Raw genomic sequence first — 16,277 nt, 5'->3', positions numbered from 1 at the left:
CTTTTTTGAATTTATGCCTTCAAACCGCTGGTAGCCACGCCGCGCACGAAATTATTCTGGAATATCATAAAGAACACGATGACAGGCAGTACGAAAATCACGGCCGCGGCCATCAGTTCCGTCCATTTTACGGTATATTCGCTCATGAACTGCTGAAGCCCCAGAGACAATGTCAGTTTCTCAGGCTTGTTGATATAGATCATGGGCGCCAGATAGTCGCTCCAGGCATTCATAAACGCATAGATTCCTATGGTGGTCAGCGCCGGTTTGCACAGCGGCAGGGCCACGGTAAAATATCTCTGGAATTCATTGGCCCCATCGATCTTGGCAGCCTCGATGATGGAGTTGGGAACTCCTGCAAAAAACTGCCTCATGATGATGATGTGAAACGGCTTTCCCAAAAATGCGGGAAGAATCAGAGGCAGGTAGGTATTGGTGAGGCCCAGTTTGGAATAGACGCGGTACAGAGGGATCATGATGACCGTATAAGGGATCATCATGGTTGCCATCAGCAGACCGGATATCAGGGCGGATCCCTTCCAGTTGATCTTGGCTATGGAATAAGCCACCATGGGAGTCACCAAAAGTTCTCCGATTACGCAGCATACGGTGATGAATATGGTATTCATCATGTACCTGGCATATGGTATGGTGGACAGGGCCGCCGGATAGTTGTCGAACACCACTTTTCTCGGCAAAACCTTCACCGGTATCATAAACGCGTCCTTTCCCGTCTTAAAGGAGGTGGTCAGCATGACCACAAAGGGGGAGAGGAAGATCACGCACACCGCCGCCACAATCAGAAGGAAAGCGGCCTGATAAATCATTCTTCTATAAGTTTTCGATCTCATATCATTCCCCTCCCGCATTATCCGTGACCTTCTTCGTCACTTTAGTCATTATTACGGTAAGCACCGCCACCAGCACGAACAGCAGCCACGCCATGGCGGACGCCTTGCCCATCCTCATATAGGTGAAAGCGTTATGGAACATATACAGCGGATACATCAGGATGGAGTTTCCCGGACCTCCGTTGGCCAGCCCGCCTCCGCCTGCGCCTCCCGTGCTGGCGCTGGTGATGACGTATACCTGCTGGAAATACTGGAATGAGTTGATCAGGTTTAAAATCACCTGATAGACCAGCACATGAGCGATGCACGGCAGCGTGATATAGAAGAACCGCTGCACAGCGTTGGCCCCGTCGATCTGAGCCGATTCATAATAGCTGACCGACACTTCCTGCAGCGCCGCCATGCAAACCAGCATGGTGGTGCCCGTGGTCCAGCTTCCGATCAGCAGCAGCGCGAATTTCGTATATCTGGCGTCCATCAGCCAGGACGGCCCCACGATTCCGATATGGGCCAGGAAATTATTGATAAATCCGTAGGTGGGATCAAACATCCAGATCCACACCATGGTGGCCGCCACCATGGGGATGACGGAAGGCAGGAAGAAGATGGTCCTCACCAGTCCTCTGCCTTTAAACTCCTTTGTCACGATCGTCGCCAGCAAAAGGGCGATCATCAAATTCACAGGCGTGGAGATAAATGCCATGAACAGCGTATTTTTCAAACTCTTCCAGACCAGAGGGTCCTGGAAGATATCCACATAATTCTCCAATCCGATCCATTTCGGAGCTGAAACGGGATTGAATTCCGTAAATCCGTAGTAAAATGACGCCGCCAGTGGATATACGCTCAGACAAAGAAATCCGATAATCCACGGCAATGCGAATAAAAAACCATTTCTGTCATTCCGGGTCAGCTTATGCCCTCTCTTTTTCAAGTAAAAACCTCCTATCTTACTGATACTTAAAAAGGGGCGCCGCATGAAAGCTTCCTATGCGGCACCCTTATTCCGGCATCTGATTATGATAAATTCTTTGCCTGTTTCGCCAGTTCGCTCATCGCTTCTTCCGGCGTTTTCGTACCGTTATATACATAATCGAGATATTCGTCAATCAGAGAGACATATTTCGCATAATCTTTGATCTTCGGATACTGGATTCCGCGTTCCAGCTTGATCGCTTCGATAAATTCCTTGTTGCCAGGAATTGCGAGGATGTCAGGATCATCATATAAGGTCTTCAGAGCTGGAAGATATCCGACGCCGATATCGATGATTTTGGCGCCTTCCTCGTTGGTGATCCATTTGATGAAATCCCATGCTCCGTCCTTATTCTTTGCAGTCGTCGGTATGCTCAGGCTGCCTGTCTCAAAACGGCTGACGCCGCGTTCCTCTTCAACTCCTCCCATGGATGGGATCAGCGTGATTCCATAATTCACTTCCGCTCCGAAGTTCTTCATCATGGTGGGCAGCCAGGAACCGTCGATGCGGAATAACTGTTTGCCTGCGAAGAACATGTCCTGCTCTGTGTAACGGTTGGTATTGGCTGTGGCAATAAATGCCTGTACCTTCTCAACTCCGTATTGTTCGCGGTATTTCACATTGTATTTCAGGCTCTCGATCACTCCTTGGGACTCAGGAGTCAGGGTCTTTCCGTCTTCCGCCCACCAGCGTCCTCCGAAACCATAGATCAGCTCCTGTCTTGCAGAGGCCAGCGGGAACAGCGGGTAACCCAGTCGTTCGATGTTACCATTACCATCCAGGACCGTGGCCTTGACCGACATCTCGTACATCTCCTCCATGCTCTTAGGAGGCTCCTGGTAACCGATCTCCTCCAAAATATCCTTATTGTAATAGAGCTGGATGGAATAACCGCTGATCGGAAGCGCGTAAACCTGTCCGTCTATGGTGTTGGCTTCCACCGCCTGAGGGGAGTACATGTCCATATCGTAGCTCTCCTTCTCCACGTAAGGGGTAAGGTTTTCCAAAAGGCCGTTGGCCTGATATGTAATGATGTTGGAGTTGGAACCCTTGATGATATCCGGCGATTCATTGCTTGCCAGAGCCACAATCAGCTTCTGCTGGTCTGTAACGCTCAGGCCTTCCACCTTGTATTTGGACTGAGACGCATTGTACTGCTTGATCGCCTCTTCATAGGGAAGCGCTTCGTCGCCCTTGTTGTTGTACCAGAAAGTAATCACTTCAGGTTCTGCCTGCGCCTCCGGCTTCGCTTCTGTTTTTGCCGATGAGGGCTCCCCCGCTTTTTCCGTAGCCGGAGCGTTTCCTTTTCCGCACCCTGAGAGAAGTGCTGCTGCCACCAGTAAACCCAATGCCTTGTAACCGATTTTCTTCATAAATAACCTCCTTAATATAATTTTATTTTTTGTTTTTTGCTAACTTTTTATAATATTATCTTTTTATAATATATAACTATTTTTTTGATTATTTTTTCTTCCTGTAATTTTAAAATACCATATACGACATATTTTGTCAATCACATTTCTAACTTTTTTTCTGTTTTTTAGGTTAAAATTACCATATTTTACCATATAAAATTAATTTTAGTTTGGTATTTCATGATTTTTATTTTATTTTTTTATATTAATCGAATTATTTCACTACTTTTTGTCAGGCAAACATAAAACCATACTTTTTTTCATTTTTCTTTTTTTCACGACGACAAATCATATTGAATTTTTATAATCAATATGATAAAATTAATGATATAATAATTTTTTGTTAGGAGGATGTTGATGAAATCAATCAATGATGAACTTCCGCTTTTTCGATTAATTTTAGATTTGATTGCGAATCAATTCGGTGATAAATGCGAGGTTGTGCTGCATGATCTCACGAAGGATTACAGCAGCACCATTGTGGACATCCGCAATGGGCATCTGACCGGGCGCTCCATTAACGGCTGCGGCAGTAACATGGGTTTGGAAGTGCTCCGCGGTACAGTGACGGAAAATGCCAGATACAATTATATCACAACTGTATCCAACGGCCATATGCTCCGTTCCTCTTCCATCTATATTAAGGATGACGACGGGAAGATCATCGGCTCAATTTGCATTAATTATGATATTTCGGAGACCTTGCAGTTTGAGAATTTTCTAAGGCAGTTTAACCACTTTGAACCGGTTCAGGAAGAGGATGAAGACCAAGAGGTCTTCTCTCACGATGTGACCAGTCTCCTGCAGCACCTGCTGCAGAAAGCCCAGTCTAAGATCGGCAAGGAGCCGTCGGAGATGGATAAAGAGGAGCGCCGGGCATTTATCCGCTATCTGGACAAGAAGGGGGCATTTCTGATCACCAAGTCCAGCGAGCAGGTGTGCGAGCTGCTGGGGATCAGCAAATTCACGTTTTATAACGATCTGGAGTTGGTGAGGGCGGCGACGGGGGAGTGAGTTTTCTGAATAGGAAACATTGATATGAAACCGAAACATTAAAATGGTTAGTTCTATATAAAATAAAGGGGGTGCTGCGAATCTAGCATAAGCTAGTTTTGCAACACCTCCTATCCCCTCCAAGCCGTCCTGCCATTGCTTTATAAGTATAACATAGACATTCTTTGCAGTCTATATCATATAATTTTCTCCAAACAAAACATTTTTTTCCCATCCGAACCGCACTGTACCACATGGAAATCCAGCAGATTTCCCTCTGTCCAAAGTTCCAGCGCATCCAGGATCCGCATAACCGTTGACCGGTTCATAAGCCTCTTTTTATCAAACGCAAAAGCCCCGAACTCACGGTTTACAAAATCAGTGATCTCCGTAATAGTCAGGGGATGTTCTCTTGTGGCGTGGTTTTCCAATACATTTATAATTAATAAAGAAAACATGGTCTGATGCATGATATTCTACCTCTCTTCCAGCATCAAGAAAGAATCCCGTTCGCGGGATTCTCCGCCTACGGCGGGCCGCTTCAGCGGCATAATTCCTTTCCGCCGTAGTGCGTTCCTGCCCGGATGGCTTTTTTGTTTCATAGGACAAACTTTTCTATGAAACAAAAAAGGACCTGCTACAGGCCCTCATGTTTTCACTTATATTTTACAGGACGCCCGGGCAGTGATTTTCAGTTACACCAAAACGTCCGCTGTCATAATGTGAAGAATCACTGTTGACACCGGACTGCCCATAACTTGACTTCTGGTTGAAAATTCTTATTACTGCCATGTGGGTTTCCCTCCTTTTTCCAATCTTTCATTCAGTATAGACAGAAATCTGTCTTCTGTCAATAGCAGAATATCTGACACAATTTCTACTGACACAATAGCATTTAAAAATGTAAAAGCAACCGTTCAGACGGCTGCTATAAAATAGTAAAAACGCAGATGAGAGGATTCGAACCTCTGGACCGGTTTTCACCAGTCAACTCCTTAGCGGGGAGCCGCATTCGGCCAGCTCTGCCACATCTGCAAAATGGAGAGAGGTGGACTTGAACCACCAGAATCCCAGGATACCAGATTTACAGTCTGGCCCGCTTCCAATTACGGTTTACCTCTCCCTGCCTCTTATGACTGTATCATATCACTGGATCCTGTGCACATTTGCCTTATTTTTTAATTTAACCGAAAAAAAGAAAAAATATACTAAAATATAGAATTTTCTTTTTCCACCCTCTCTATTTTCATTGCCGCCCCAATACATACATGCCTTCTTGTAAGGAAGTTCCAGATCAGTTAATCCGATTCCTTATAGCCGGTCACTTCAGCCCACTGGAGTTTTCCGTTTGCATGCTTCTTGTTTTTGATCGCCTCATCCAAAGATTTAATGTCATCATAAACGATATTAGCCGATCCGCCCGGAGATCCGTTCGTTTTTGTGGCCCCATACCATTTACCGTCCACGATATTATAAACATAAGGCACATGCCATCCGGAGGCCGCAGTTTCATCTTTCCTTGCAAACAGCCAAACACATTCCTCTACAGGTTTGGATTGGTCTTTTCCCTGATAATATGGCTGAATGGAATAGGAGTCGCTTCCCACCGTCAAAGTAGGCCATTTTCCATTATATTTTTCAAGAAATGCCTTTCTGATAAGGTCATTGTTATTTTCCTTACTGGTATGATTTTTTAAATATTCTACGGTAAAATCCCTGTAATCACTGACAAATGTATCCGAGACTTTGATATCTTCTGTTCCACCCATGGAGGCTCCGTGGATATCACAGATGACCTTTATATACAGTTCATCTAACTGCACCGTGTATTCACCGCCCGCAGGACAGTATGCGTCTGACTTTTCCAAAACCGCTTCCGCATCAGCATCGGAAAGGCCGTCATCACCCATCCGGTCCAGCATAATCTGTCTGACCAGGGTTTTCCGGTTGTATTGGCACACCGTATCTTCAGTCTTCTTTTTCTTACTCATGAACATGGGCACCGATACTGCCACAAGCACTGCGATTATAGCCACCACAATCAGCAGTTCTGCAAGGGTAAATCCCTGTGTGTGTTTATTCTTATTTTTTTCCAATTCCGTCATTTTCCCCTCCATGCCTAAGTATTTTTGGCGCAGACGCGCTGTTGGTTTGAGATTACATTCTTCATCCCCACATTTTGTTATCAGCGGTTGAGCAGCCTGATCCTGACATTTTCCAAAGAAGCCTTAACCTTGCCATTGGAATCGCAGATATCATAAGACAGCTCTATGTAAGAACCGTCATCCCCCAACCGGAACAGCGGTTTATCTTCCTTTTTTCTGATCCAATAACCCATATAAGTTTTATCCTCATAAGGATAAGCTTCCTTTCCATCGTCATACTCCAGCGCCAGTTTTCCCCAGTCCCCTTCCAAAATCCGGATCTTCATAACGACGCCGGAACCATAGAGTGCGCTGTCATACCGGATTTCACTGCCGCCTTCCAGGATTTCCGGTTTGGATGCATAGCGAAGCTCTTCTGTCATGGACAGCAGGATGCTGTTGGCCAGAACTCTGGATTCCGAATATTCCTTTTCTGCCCTGTATACCTTGGCGGCAGTTCCCACACCTGCGCTTACGGCCAGAGTGAGTAAGGACATGATGAGCACTGACACCATCAGTTCCCCCAGAGTCACTCCAGCACAATCCGCTAAACGTCCTTTTCTTTTCTCACCCGGACACTGCGTTCCTGTCATTTTTTGTCCTCCGTCAGTGCTACCGCCCAATAAGATACCATATCGTCTCCGTAATAAAAATCTACAGCGTAATCCTGGGAAATAATACCCCCTGCTCCCACAGAGACGGTAATGCTGCCCGCTTTCTTTTGTACCAGCTCGCCATCTGATTCAAAACATTCTAACTGTGACATGGCCTTATAAAATATGTCATCGGCCTTCTGAGTATTGGTATTAATCTTCTGTGAGACGGTCACCATGCTGAGAAAAAGAGAGCTGGCCACAGCCACAAACAGGATGCCCACCAGAACTTCCGCCAAGGTTTCTCCGCGCCGGCTCCCCCACTTATTTTTCACTTGTTCCTTCAGCCTGTATTTCCGGCTTGTTTCACAGTTCTTATCATGGCTTATTTCACGGCTTACTTCACGGTTCATTTCACGGCTTGTTTCACAGTTCATTTCACATTTCATTTGCTGCCGCCTCCTGTCTTCCCGCCCACTGATATGAGCGGTTTATCCGGTGAAATGATCACCTGGGAGCAGTAGTGATAGGTGGTTGTTTTAATCCCGGTGTCCGGGTCGGTTTCAGACTCTGTTTCTTCCTCCAACGTATAATGAATCAGCCCTCCCATGGTCATGCTCATCCGATACTGGCCGTATGATTCATCCGCTATGGAAAAATCCGCCACGGCTGTCACATGGAGCTGCTGGGAATTACGGCCGCTCAATACAACGTGATCCGGTGTCACGGTCAATGTGACGGTTACCGGAGGAAGCCTATACCCGAACAAACCGCCGGATTTTTCACCTTCTCCCTTCGCTCCCGGCTCACTGCCGCCGTCCATTTCCCCGCCGTCCGCCCCTTCAAATGTCAGGCTGAGTGCCTCGCTGCTGCCCAGGTCTTTGGGAACCTGAAGTTCATTATCATTTAAACAGTTCAGGTATGTCTGATAGAAACTTTGAAGCAGAGCCTGTTTCACTGCCATCCCCTCATTCTCCATGAGCATTGAATCCAGCATGCTCTCTTTAAATTCCATTCTGTTATCGCTGTCCGCCGCCGTCTCCTGTCCGTCGTGATCCGCTTCCCATTCCCCGGCGCAATCCTTTAACTGGGCTTTCAGGAGTTCGGCTGCGGACATAACTGCCAGGTAACTGCCCTCATTGCGTTTCTCCATCTTCACATGGCTGACGTTGGCCGAAGCCGCCGCCAAAACCACGGATCCCACCATGGCACAGATCAGAAAATATAATAAGGCGATTGCCATAGAGGCGCCCTGGCGGCTTTTCCATTTGTCTGTTCCTGATTTGATGTATTCCTGAAGCATTGGCCGGACGCCTCCTTTCTCTGAATTTAAGGTGTTTTTTCATAATATGGCTGGTAACCAAACGGCCAGAGGCCGGTATGGTTCCATCCGTCACCCCCTGCTCCCACTGCCTCCAGCATCGGGAACGGATATCCTTCATATCCCGGTCCCGCATTTTCTAAGGCAGGCCGCATAGCGGTCAGAACCGCATTCTGCTTATCACTCATTTCTCTCGTCATTTCCTGGCCGAACTGTGCTGTGGTCCACGGCTCTACAGCAGATTCCACAGGGCCGTACTCCGCATTGTGGGAAGGCAGCGCCGAACCATCTTCTCTCAGGAAAAAGCAGTCGGACACGGCTGCGCGTTCCAGAGGCTGCCAGGTTCCCCCGAGATCAGTCAGATAAAAATACGGTTTTCCGTCATAGGAACCGCTGGCCCAGCGGCCTGCTTTGATCTGCTTTGTCTCAAAAAGATCCCGCCGCCTGCCCATATTTTCCGGCTCCTGCGTGAGCGCCCGGTCATACTCGTCCAGATTGATCCGGTATCCTGTATAAACCATGCCCTCTGCCGGTGATTTTTCGTTAATCCAATAGAGATATTTTCCTCCGCCAGCCTTGTTGACCGCCCACATGGTCATCAGCGCATTTTCCTGGGATTTTTTGAAAAAAGTGTGGTAATAACTGATATCTGAATCAGCAGACGGAGGGATCAGCCTGTCGCTGCTGTCAAATGTCATTTCATAGGCGCTTCTTATCTCCTCAACCGGAGCTTTTTCATTCGTGTTCTCACGGCCGCTTTCCAACCACCGGGGATATTCCGGATACCCCAATATATTATATACCAGGGCGGAAATATTGCTGTTATCGAAAATTCCCCTGGTTTCCGAATCCATTCCGATATCCAGATTCCAAACTGCTTTGCCGTTCTGGTCCGTTCTCCGGTTATGCACGTTTGCGTCCTTCATAATCCGGATCAGATTCTGTATCATATCGTCTGTAACGGCAAATGTGTCCCGGCTCATTGACAGATGCCCGATAAAGCCTCCGGCTTCCGCTGTCTGGATTTCATCCATGCCGGCTGGATCAGTATCCGCCGCCACTGCGCCGACGGAATAACACCGGGCCACGGATACCTGGCTGCTCTTCTGTGATGATATGCTTCCTCCAAAGCCGCCCAGAGCCGATCCTGACGCGGCGTTAGCCCGGCGTAAAGATACATCGCCGGAAGCATAGCAGTTCTCTATCCTGCCGGAAGCGGTGACATCCCCAAAGAATCCACCGGCCTTCAATACGTTCAGCGCTCCGCCTTCTCCATAAGCCGCCACATTTCCGGACGCGTAACACCGGTCAATCGTTCCGTTTTCCATCTTTCCCACAAATCCTCCGGCTGCTGAATCCGCAGGCCATAAGGCCGTTACATCCGCGTAAGCATAACATTGTTCTATGGACCCGCTCTTTATCGTACCGGCAAAACCGCCCACATTTCCGGCGCCCGTGATCTGAAGGCCGTTGACAGACAGTTGTTTTATCTTATTAGAAGGGCCTGCCGAAATGGTGCCTGCGATTCCCCCTGCATTGCCCGCAGCCTGGATATAACCTGGCCTTTTCACCAAACCGTCAGATGGCGCGCTTTCCACACGGATCCCACTAAAAACCGTGTAATCGGTAAGAACCGGCGTCAGGCCGCCTGTATTCTGGCAGTTTTCTGTTATGATGGAACTGACCTTGACGCTGCTGTACTCATGATCCGCGGCCTGAATGGTCAAAACACGGTTGGCTGCGGCATTAACCACTCCTGCCACGGGGATGCTCCCTCCCGGTTGGACATGCACCGAAATATCGGGCAGGATCACCTCTTTTGGCAGTGTCATGCTGCCTTTTTCCAGAAACTTCCCGGCCAGGCCTGCAATGCCGGAATCGGTGTGATAGCCGTTTTTTCCAGATTCAGCGGCGGCAGAGATACTGCTCCCGCTAAAATCCCAGGATGTCCCTTCAGCCAGAACTGCCGCCTTGCTGTTTTGCCCGATCAGTCCGCCATATGCGCAGTAAGTGTTGTTCCTGCCTGGATCCGCCGTAACAAGCGAAGCCCCATGAATCCCCATATTTCCAAAGCTTATGGAACACAAAACCCCGTCTCCGGAAGATTTATACAGGGAACCAAGGACAAATCCGCCGATATGGTATTGGCTGGTTCCGGCATTTTCCACCAGGATGGAACCCTCCGTCCCCTGAACCCACAGATCGGAGATGGATACCGGATAATTGCCGATCTCGCACAAACCTGCTGCCAGACCTGCTCCGTCATACAGCTTCGTATTATGGCTGGCAGAGGTCTGCCTCACTGTAATCGTCCCCGTCATGCTGATATTTCCAACGGATACCGCTCCGTTTCCCGAGTTGATCTGGCCGATAAGGCCTCCTACAGCCCGGTCCCCTTCCATGACCGCGGTTCCCGCGCCCTTTCCTGTAACGCTCACTCCCTGCACATTCCCGCTGTCCATATATCCGACGGTTCCGCCCAGATGGGTGGCCCTGCTGCCTTTGACTGATACATCGTCCATATGCAGTCCGTCTATGGTTCCCCCACCGGTCAGCCGGCCCACCGCTCCGCCTATGTATTTGACCTGTGTTGTCTGACATTCTATCACGGAGTTATTTACAATGCAGTCCTTGATGGATGAACCGGAAAGAGTTCCAGCCAATAGCCCGAACGCTTCCGCTCCTGCTGTCAAATCATGGATTTCCAGCCTGGCTTCATCTAGTGTAACATGATCGATTTCCGTTTTTCCTGACGCTGTGCGGCAGAATACCCCTCGGTAATCCTCATTTTTCCTGACCATGGACGCGCCCCTGATCGTCAGATCTTTAACTTGGGCTCCGTTCAGATGACCGAACAGAGGAACATCCCTATTGGCATCCACTTTATTAAAGGTTCCGGTCTCTAAAACCCCGCTCCGGGATTTCCATGCCCCCAGGCCTGTTATTGCATGGCTGCCTCCGTCATATACGCCGCCGAACTGCGTTTTCTCAGATCCGATGGAGCTGTTAAACCACCGGTATCCGCTCCTCCCCCTCTCTTCATTTAAGGGCGCCGTATCGGAATAATAAAAGGCGTAGTCATTTTCACTCCCCAGATCAATGTCCAATTCCTGTACAAATGATTTTTCATAGTAATTCTGCAGCCCCTCTCCGCTGCTGTTTTGTACCTGGTTATCACTGCTGAGAGTGCACAATTGTCTGGTTGTACGGATATACAACTGTTCCGGATCTTCCGGCCGTTCGTCCGTGCTGATTCTGGATTTGGCGAAATGTGGGCAGTAATAAAATTCCCTGTCCTTTTTAATAATCCCGGAACTGACGCCTCCCATCTCATCATAGTAATTGGATTCCACATGGATGGATATGCGCTGGTATACGCTGTCAGAGGGAACATAGGCATTGGTTACCACAGCCGCAGGCGGCAGAATGCGGAAATAATAAGTGCCGGGACGGTTGTTGACGCTTAACGAAATGGGCTGGTCCGGATATCCGCTGCCGCTTCCGACTCCAACCGCCGTTTTTTTGCCTCCCATATCCTGATAATAGGAGACCCCTCTTTCGATCTTTTTGCCGCTGTTGTCCCTTAAATTATATACGCTCTTCAAATAATTTGTAGTGTACTCCGTGGTGTTATCATTTCCATTCCAGTCTTCCCATGACAGATATGCCTTTTCATTGGATGATGAATTTCCCTGGATCAGGTTCTTAACATTGACCCCGTCCATTTCCAGATATTCGGTGTTAAAGAGCAAACCATATCCATCCATAAAAATGTGTTTATCATCCTGAAGTGATTCGAGCCCCAGCTCCTTATTATAGAAACCTACGGCATAATTTCCATCTTCTTTATAGATTTCAAAGTAGGTGAGTTCTGCCCCCACGTATTCATAATTTGGCCAGTCACCGTACTGCACCAACCCGTCCGCCTTGGGAAACGGATATACGCCGGGCAGCATCCTGCTGAATGTTACCGTATCCCCGCCGTTTTGATCTGCTGATACAAGACCATGTATGGCCTGTTTTTTCAATTCCGCGTAAGAAAGCGGCTTTGCGTTTCCTCTCTTTTCGGCGCCCTCTTCTGAATAGTTCTCCGTCCAGTCCATATAATAGCAATTCGTCTGCGGTTTTTCCGAAAATGGATAAAACTCCGCGCTGTGCCCTTGTGTACCGGCATATTGGCAGTCCGGATAGAGGATATTCCCGTTTGGCTGTACCTGGTAACTGCCGCAATAGCCGCAGCTCACGGCAGCGTAACAATTGCTTATGGTCCCTGCGGCGTCATCGACGGAAAAACCGGCGGCAATGCCGTCCGCACTGGTGGACGTAACGCGGCGCAGCGCATAACAGCCGTTGATCTTTGACAGCTCACGGGTCATATAGACAAAACCGGCTGCTTTGGCTGCCGCAGTATAGCAGTTGGAATAAGAGTTTTCAATCAGGCCGGAAGAACCGCTTCCATTGGTACATACAAACCCGGCCGCCACTCCATATTCACTGTCTGTTGCAGTCACAGCGGCGACGGCGGCACAGTTCTTTATCGTGCCATAATTCTCGCCTACAAAACCGGCTGCATTGCCGGATGCCAGAATCCGGGCGTTAGTATAATTATTCGCAACAGCTTTACCGTCATCCCCATAGATATGCCTGAACTGCCGGGGATCACCGTCCTCATACTCCCCTGCCACATCCGGCTGTTTAGGAATCACATAACAATTTTCAATGCTGGCGCTTCTGATATTTTCATATACCAGCCCGGCCGCCCGGCTCAAATAGGAACCGGAAGCATCTATGTCAGGGCTTATCAGTACTACATCCTTAATGCTGCCGCAATTTGTGTATACAAGTCCGGCCACAGTAAACTGGTTCCTGGTTCTGACCTGCATCCGGTCCAAAACCATGTCCTTCAAACTGGTGTTATCATCGGTAAATCCAAACAGCGCCATGCCGTTCACAGCCCCCACAGAATCGTCTGTCAGAACCAAATTGCTGATTTTGTGTCCGCCGCCGTCATAAGACTGGCTGAAAACCTGGGTTTTGCTTCTCCCTATCATGCCCTGGTTCAGGTTTTCCGGCACATGTTCCGCATCCGGGTACGTCTCACCGGCACGATATGTTTCATAATCCACATCCCGTTCCTGCACATAGTCCCACCCCTGTTTCCAATAGCCGGTATTGTTCTTATCTCCACGGCCGGCTTCATACCCCAGCTCATAGAGATGGCGCGCTGTGCGGACAATGGCTGCGCCCGGGTTCTCTTTCGTCTGTTCCTCTGTAAATACTATGGTTTTAGCAAAATGAGGATTATAATACGCGGTAAATGCCGCCCCGTCCACAGTGAGCGCCAATGTATCATAGAAAGAATCCTTCCTGCCTCCGGGCTGGTTAAAGTCCTGATAACTTCTGTGGCTTATATGGATCCACGGCAGCGCATAAAGGTATTGGTTTTTTCCTTCCACCTGCACATTCTCGCCAATAAGCCGGATTTCACTGCCGTTCCAGTCAGGCGGCCCGCTTTCCGCTCCGCCGCCGGAATCCTGGATTTTACCATTTGGATATACTTTTACGGTTCTGATTGTATCGCTTAAATACCCATATCCATCGCTGATTACCGGCAGATCATCCCTCAAACTTCCGTTTCCTTCGGCATCCGGGTACCAGAAGCCGAATTCCTCGCCGCCCTCTTCCCGGGCCTGATATTTTTCATAATATATCAGACCGGTAAAAGAACTGCCGGCCCAGTCTCCGCGGTAAGTGTCCAGCCAGATCGGATATAGGAACGCCGCATTTTCATCCTTTCGGTAAATCTCATCATAAGGGGAGGTATTGATCCTCTCAGCCTTACGTGCCCCCTGAGCCAAAGCCTCTTCCACGCTGCCGCAGCCAGTGATATCCGGCTCATTGCCGCCGGAGGCGAATGCGGTTCCGGCCCCGTAGGTTGCCTCCAGCCGCAGATCATGTTCTCCTGAGACCCATTTTCCGGCAAATGGCCCGCATTGCGGTGAACTCACGGAGCAGGCCGAAAATGTCTTTTCAACCCTTCCGCTTCCTCCCAGTTCACCGGCAAACCCTCCGGCCGCACCGGACGCCTTCACATTAGGCCGGTCCGCCATATAAGCGCCTGAAACCGTATGCCCTCCGGAATAACATGTCAGAATTTCACTCCGGCCGGACAGGGCTCCGATAAAGCCTCCGGCTGTCTGTCCTGCAGCCACCTTCACCGACGCGAAAGAATTTCCGGCCGTCAGATCCCGTGACTTGCCGATCAGGCCTCCGGCATAATCAAAATCAGTGACAACCCCTGTCCTCTCATAGAGATCGGACAGATCTTCGTCCGCTTCCCCGTCTACAAAGGCTCCGCAGTTGAAAATCTCCATTTGATCCAGATATCCGGCCAGGCTTCCCGCATAAGAACTGTTCCAGACGCTTCCTGCCGGAATCACCGCCTCCACATGGGGATTTAAAAGCATTACGTCCTGGATAACATTGTATTTCCGAACATCCCGGCCATCACCAGACGGACGCCCTTCCATAAAGCCGAACATCCCGGCATAACCGCTGGCACTTCCCATAGGATAGGAAACCGAAGCTCCCTGCGCCACATGGATTCCCTTTATCTGATGGTTATTTCCCATAAATGCCTGCAAATCTGTTTTATGGTTGCTGATCGGGTAAAAATGAATCTGTCCAGTCGCGCCGAAATCCCGCCTGGCCGTACAGACTTCATCATAGGATCTGCCGTTATACACCGGTTCCAGCCAATCGATATCTTCCATCACTTTCGCGCAGACCACCGGGTACTCTGACTTCCATTCATCTGCACCGTCCGTACCATATCCAAAGCCTGATACTTCGTAGGAAAGGTTCTGGAGATGACGGCCATTTTCCACCCATACCTCATCTCCCTTTCCGTCGCTCCCTCTCAGCCCGGCAAACAGGCTGTTGATCTCCACTGCTTTGGTCTTGGGTATATAAACCGCATCACTTCCCAAACAATAACCGGTCACGGTGATATGAAGATCATCGCCTGCGGCTATTCCTGAAAAATGATCGGCAAAATGAAGCCCTTCCTCCAAACTGTCAAGGGTGAGGACATAGGATGCGCTCATCTCCCCTCCGGAAGCGGGAAGCGCTTTCCATATCATGTCTGAGTTATGAAAGGTATCTTCCGGTTCCACCGCAGTAATCCCGCCATTTTGCAAACGGAAACTGTACCGGTTTCCATTGCTGCTGTCGGTCTTCGAAGAAATGGCCACATCAAAGATGGCCGACTGATAGATGGAAGACGGCATGGATATGGACGCCTCCAGCCTCTCTTCATTATAGACGGATACCTGGAATTCCACCTCTTTCTGCTCCTCTATTGCCGCCGCAGCCTCACCGCCATAATATCCAACAGACGGAACCATGCGGTTTTTCTTGTTCTCAGGCCCTCTCAAACGTTTTCCGTCATACTCGTTAAAATTCTCATGATAATAAAACAGGCTTTCTTTTTGAAAGGCTGCCCCTTCCCTCTCCCAATAATAAACCCCATACACCACATTGGCACGGCGGTTAAACTCGATCACATAACTGCCTTTATCCTCTCTTACGAGGGCAGGAGAAAATGCGGTGTCATTCATCCAGGAAAAACTGCCCGCCTCTCCATCGCAGAGGGCATAAGTATCTGGTTTCAACCCATAAGAAGGGCTGTAGTCTGAGGGAATCCAATCTTCCGGCATCTCAGATCCGTCATTTCCATCAGGCGGAACCTCCAGCACAATGCCGTTTAGATTTAAGCCGGACAGGCAGTTCTGGGCTGTAATGAAAATCTGCCTGGCTTTTTCATCCAGTTCTGACTGTCTGAGAGAGTTTCTCATATGAATGACGGCAGGAAAAGAAACCGCTGATAAAATTGCCAGAATCCCGACAACCATCAGCAGTTCCGTCAGAGTAAAGCCCTGATTTCTTCTCAACTTATGCCAAAAATATTTATTCATGGTCTACA

Annotated in this window: 11 protein-coding genes and 2 tRNA genes; 1 reads left to right on the top strand and 12 read right to left on the bottom strand. The window is 48.9% G+C overall.

Translation table 11 applies throughout. The annotated features are described in order from the left end of the window. Positions 1 to 11 precede the first annotated feature (11 nt). The 3 genes from GPL15_RS22210 to GPL15_RS22200 form a co-directional block, all read right to left on the bottom strand. A complete protein-coding gene (locus GPL15_RS22210; RefSeq protein ID WP_215700856.1) occupies positions 12 to 851 on the bottom strand; it encodes a carbohydrate ABC transporter permease in 840 nt (279 codons plus the stop codon). 1 nt (position 852) lies between these two features. Next, positions 853 to 1,785: a sugar ABC transporter permease gene (locus GPL15_RS22205; protein ID WP_252198559.1), complete on the bottom strand. Its 933-nt coding sequence runs from the start codon at positions 1,783 to 1,785 to the stop codon at positions 853 to 855. 83 nt (positions 1,786 to 1,868) lie between these two features. Further along, positions 1,869 to 3,200 carry an ABC transporter substrate-binding protein gene (locus GPL15_RS22200; RefSeq protein WP_215700854.1) on the bottom strand — a complete coding sequence of 444 codons (1,332 nt, stop codon included), beginning with the start codon at positions 3,198 to 3,200 and terminating at the stop codon, positions 1,869 to 1,871. Positions 3,201 to 3,599: 399 nt separating this feature from the next. On the opposite strand from GPL15_RS22200, the gene GPL15_RS22195 reads away from it, so the two are divergent. Further along, on the top strand, positions 3,600 to 4,256 hold the full coding sequence (locus GPL15_RS22195) for a helix-turn-helix transcriptional regulator (protein WP_215700853.1): 657 nt from the start codon (positions 3,600 to 3,602) through the stop codon (positions 4,254 to 4,256). Between the two features lie 176 nt (positions 4,257 to 4,432). Here GPL15_RS22195 and GPL15_RS22190 read toward each other — a convergent pair whose 3' ends face one another. The 9 genes from GPL15_RS22190 to GPL15_RS22155 all read right to left on the bottom strand — a co-directional run bounded on the left by GPL15_RS22190 (position 4,433) and on the right by GPL15_RS22155 (position 16,269). After that, entirely contained in the window at positions 4,433 to 4,705 is a 273-nt protein-coding gene (locus tag GPL15_RS22190) for a hypothetical protein (RefSeq protein ID WP_215700852.1), read from the bottom strand. Between the two features lie 196 nt (positions 4,706 to 4,901). Further along, complete coding sequence (locus GPL15_RS27810) at positions 4,902 to 5,027, bottom strand: hypothetical protein (protein WP_275950521.1); 126 nt, start codon at positions 5,025 to 5,027, stop codon at positions 4,902 to 4,904. A 153-nt stretch (positions 5,028 to 5,180) separates the two neighbouring features. Next, a tRNA-Ser gene (locus GPL15_RS22185) sits at positions 5,181 to 5,270 on the bottom strand. A 4-nt stretch (positions 5,271 to 5,274) separates the two neighbouring features. Continuing rightward, positions 5,275 to 5,358, bottom strand: a tRNA-Tyr gene (locus tag GPL15_RS22180). Between the two features lie 175 nt (positions 5,359 to 5,533). Then, a complete protein-coding gene (locus GPL15_RS22175; protein ID WP_215700851.1) occupies positions 5,534 to 6,340 on the bottom strand; it encodes a prepilin-type N-terminal cleavage/methylation domain-containing protein in 807 nt (268 codons plus the stop codon). Positions 6,341 to 6,420: 80 nt separating this feature from the next. Further along, entirely contained in the window at positions 6,421 to 6,972 is a 552-nt protein-coding gene (locus GPL15_RS22170) for a hypothetical protein (RefSeq protein ID WP_215700850.1), read from the bottom strand. Then, positions 6,969 to 7,421, bottom strand: coding sequence for a hypothetical protein (locus GPL15_RS22165; protein WP_215700849.1), 453 nt, complete (start codon positions 7,419 to 7,421; stop codon positions 6,969 to 6,971). Before GPL15_RS22165 ends, GPL15_RS22170 begins: the two co-directional genes overlap by 4 nt. Continuing rightward, the gene (locus GPL15_RS22160) at positions 7,418 to 8,275 is read right to left on the bottom strand and encodes a hypothetical protein (RefSeq protein WP_215700848.1); all 858 of its coding nucleotides are present in this window, start codon (positions 8,273 to 8,275) and stop codon (positions 7,418 to 7,420) included. Before GPL15_RS22160 ends, GPL15_RS22165 begins: the two co-directional genes overlap by 4 nt. 26 nt (positions 8,276 to 8,301) lie before the next feature. Further along, entirely contained in the window at positions 8,302 to 16,269 is a 7,968-nt protein-coding gene (locus GPL15_RS22155) for a type II secretion system protein (RefSeq protein WP_215700847.1), read from the bottom strand. Between the last annotated feature and the right edge of the window lie 8 nt (positions 16,270 to 16,277).

Origin of the sequence: Clostridium sp. MCC353, assembly GCF_018785315.1 — a bacterium.
GTDB lineage: Bacteria > Bacillota > Clostridia > Lachnospirales > Lachnospiraceae > CHH4-2.
Note: the sequence above shows the minus strand (reverse complement) of the source record. Positions and strands in the feature narration are given on the sequence as shown.

Bases quoted from the DNA above. Each gene is read 5' to 3' on its own strand.
- GPL15_RS22195 (WP_215700853.1), top strand. From the start codon at position 3,600: ATGAAATCAATCAATGATGAACTTCCGCTTTTTCGATTAATTTTAGAT.
- GPL15_RS22165 (WP_215700849.1), bottom strand. From the start codon at position 7,421: ATGAAATGTGAAATGAACTGTGAAACAAGCCGTGAAATGAACCGTGAA.
- GPL15_RS22170 (WP_215700850.1), bottom strand. From the start codon at position 6,972: ATGACAGGAACGCAGTGTCCGGGTGAGAAAAGAAAAGGACGTTTAGCG.
- GPL15_RS22190 (WP_215700852.1), bottom strand. From the start codon at position 4,705: ATGCATCAGACCATGTTTTCTTTATTAATTATAAATGTATTGGAAAAC.
- GPL15_RS22210 (WP_215700856.1), bottom strand. From the start codon at position 851: ATGAGATCGAAAACTTATAGAAGAATGATTTATCAGGCCGCTTTCCTT.
- GPL15_RS27810 (WP_275950521.1), bottom strand. From the start codon at position 5,027: ATGGCAGTAATAAGAATTTTCAACCAGAAGTCAAGTTATGGGCAGTCC.
- GPL15_RS22160 (WP_215700848.1), bottom strand. From the start codon at position 8,275: ATGCTTCAGGAATACATCAAATCAGGAACAGACAAATGGAAAAGCCGC.
- GPL15_RS22155 (WP_215700847.1), bottom strand. From the start codon at position 16,269: ATGAATAAATATTTTTGGCATAAGTTGAGAAGAAATCAGGGCTTTACT.
- GPL15_RS22175 (WP_215700851.1), bottom strand. From the start codon at position 6,340: ATGACGGAATTGGAAAAAAATAAGAATAAACACACACAGGGATTTACC.
- GPL15_RS22200 (WP_215700854.1), bottom strand. From the start codon at position 3,200: ATGAAGAAAATCGGTTACAAGGCATTGGGTTTACTGGTGGCAGCAGCA.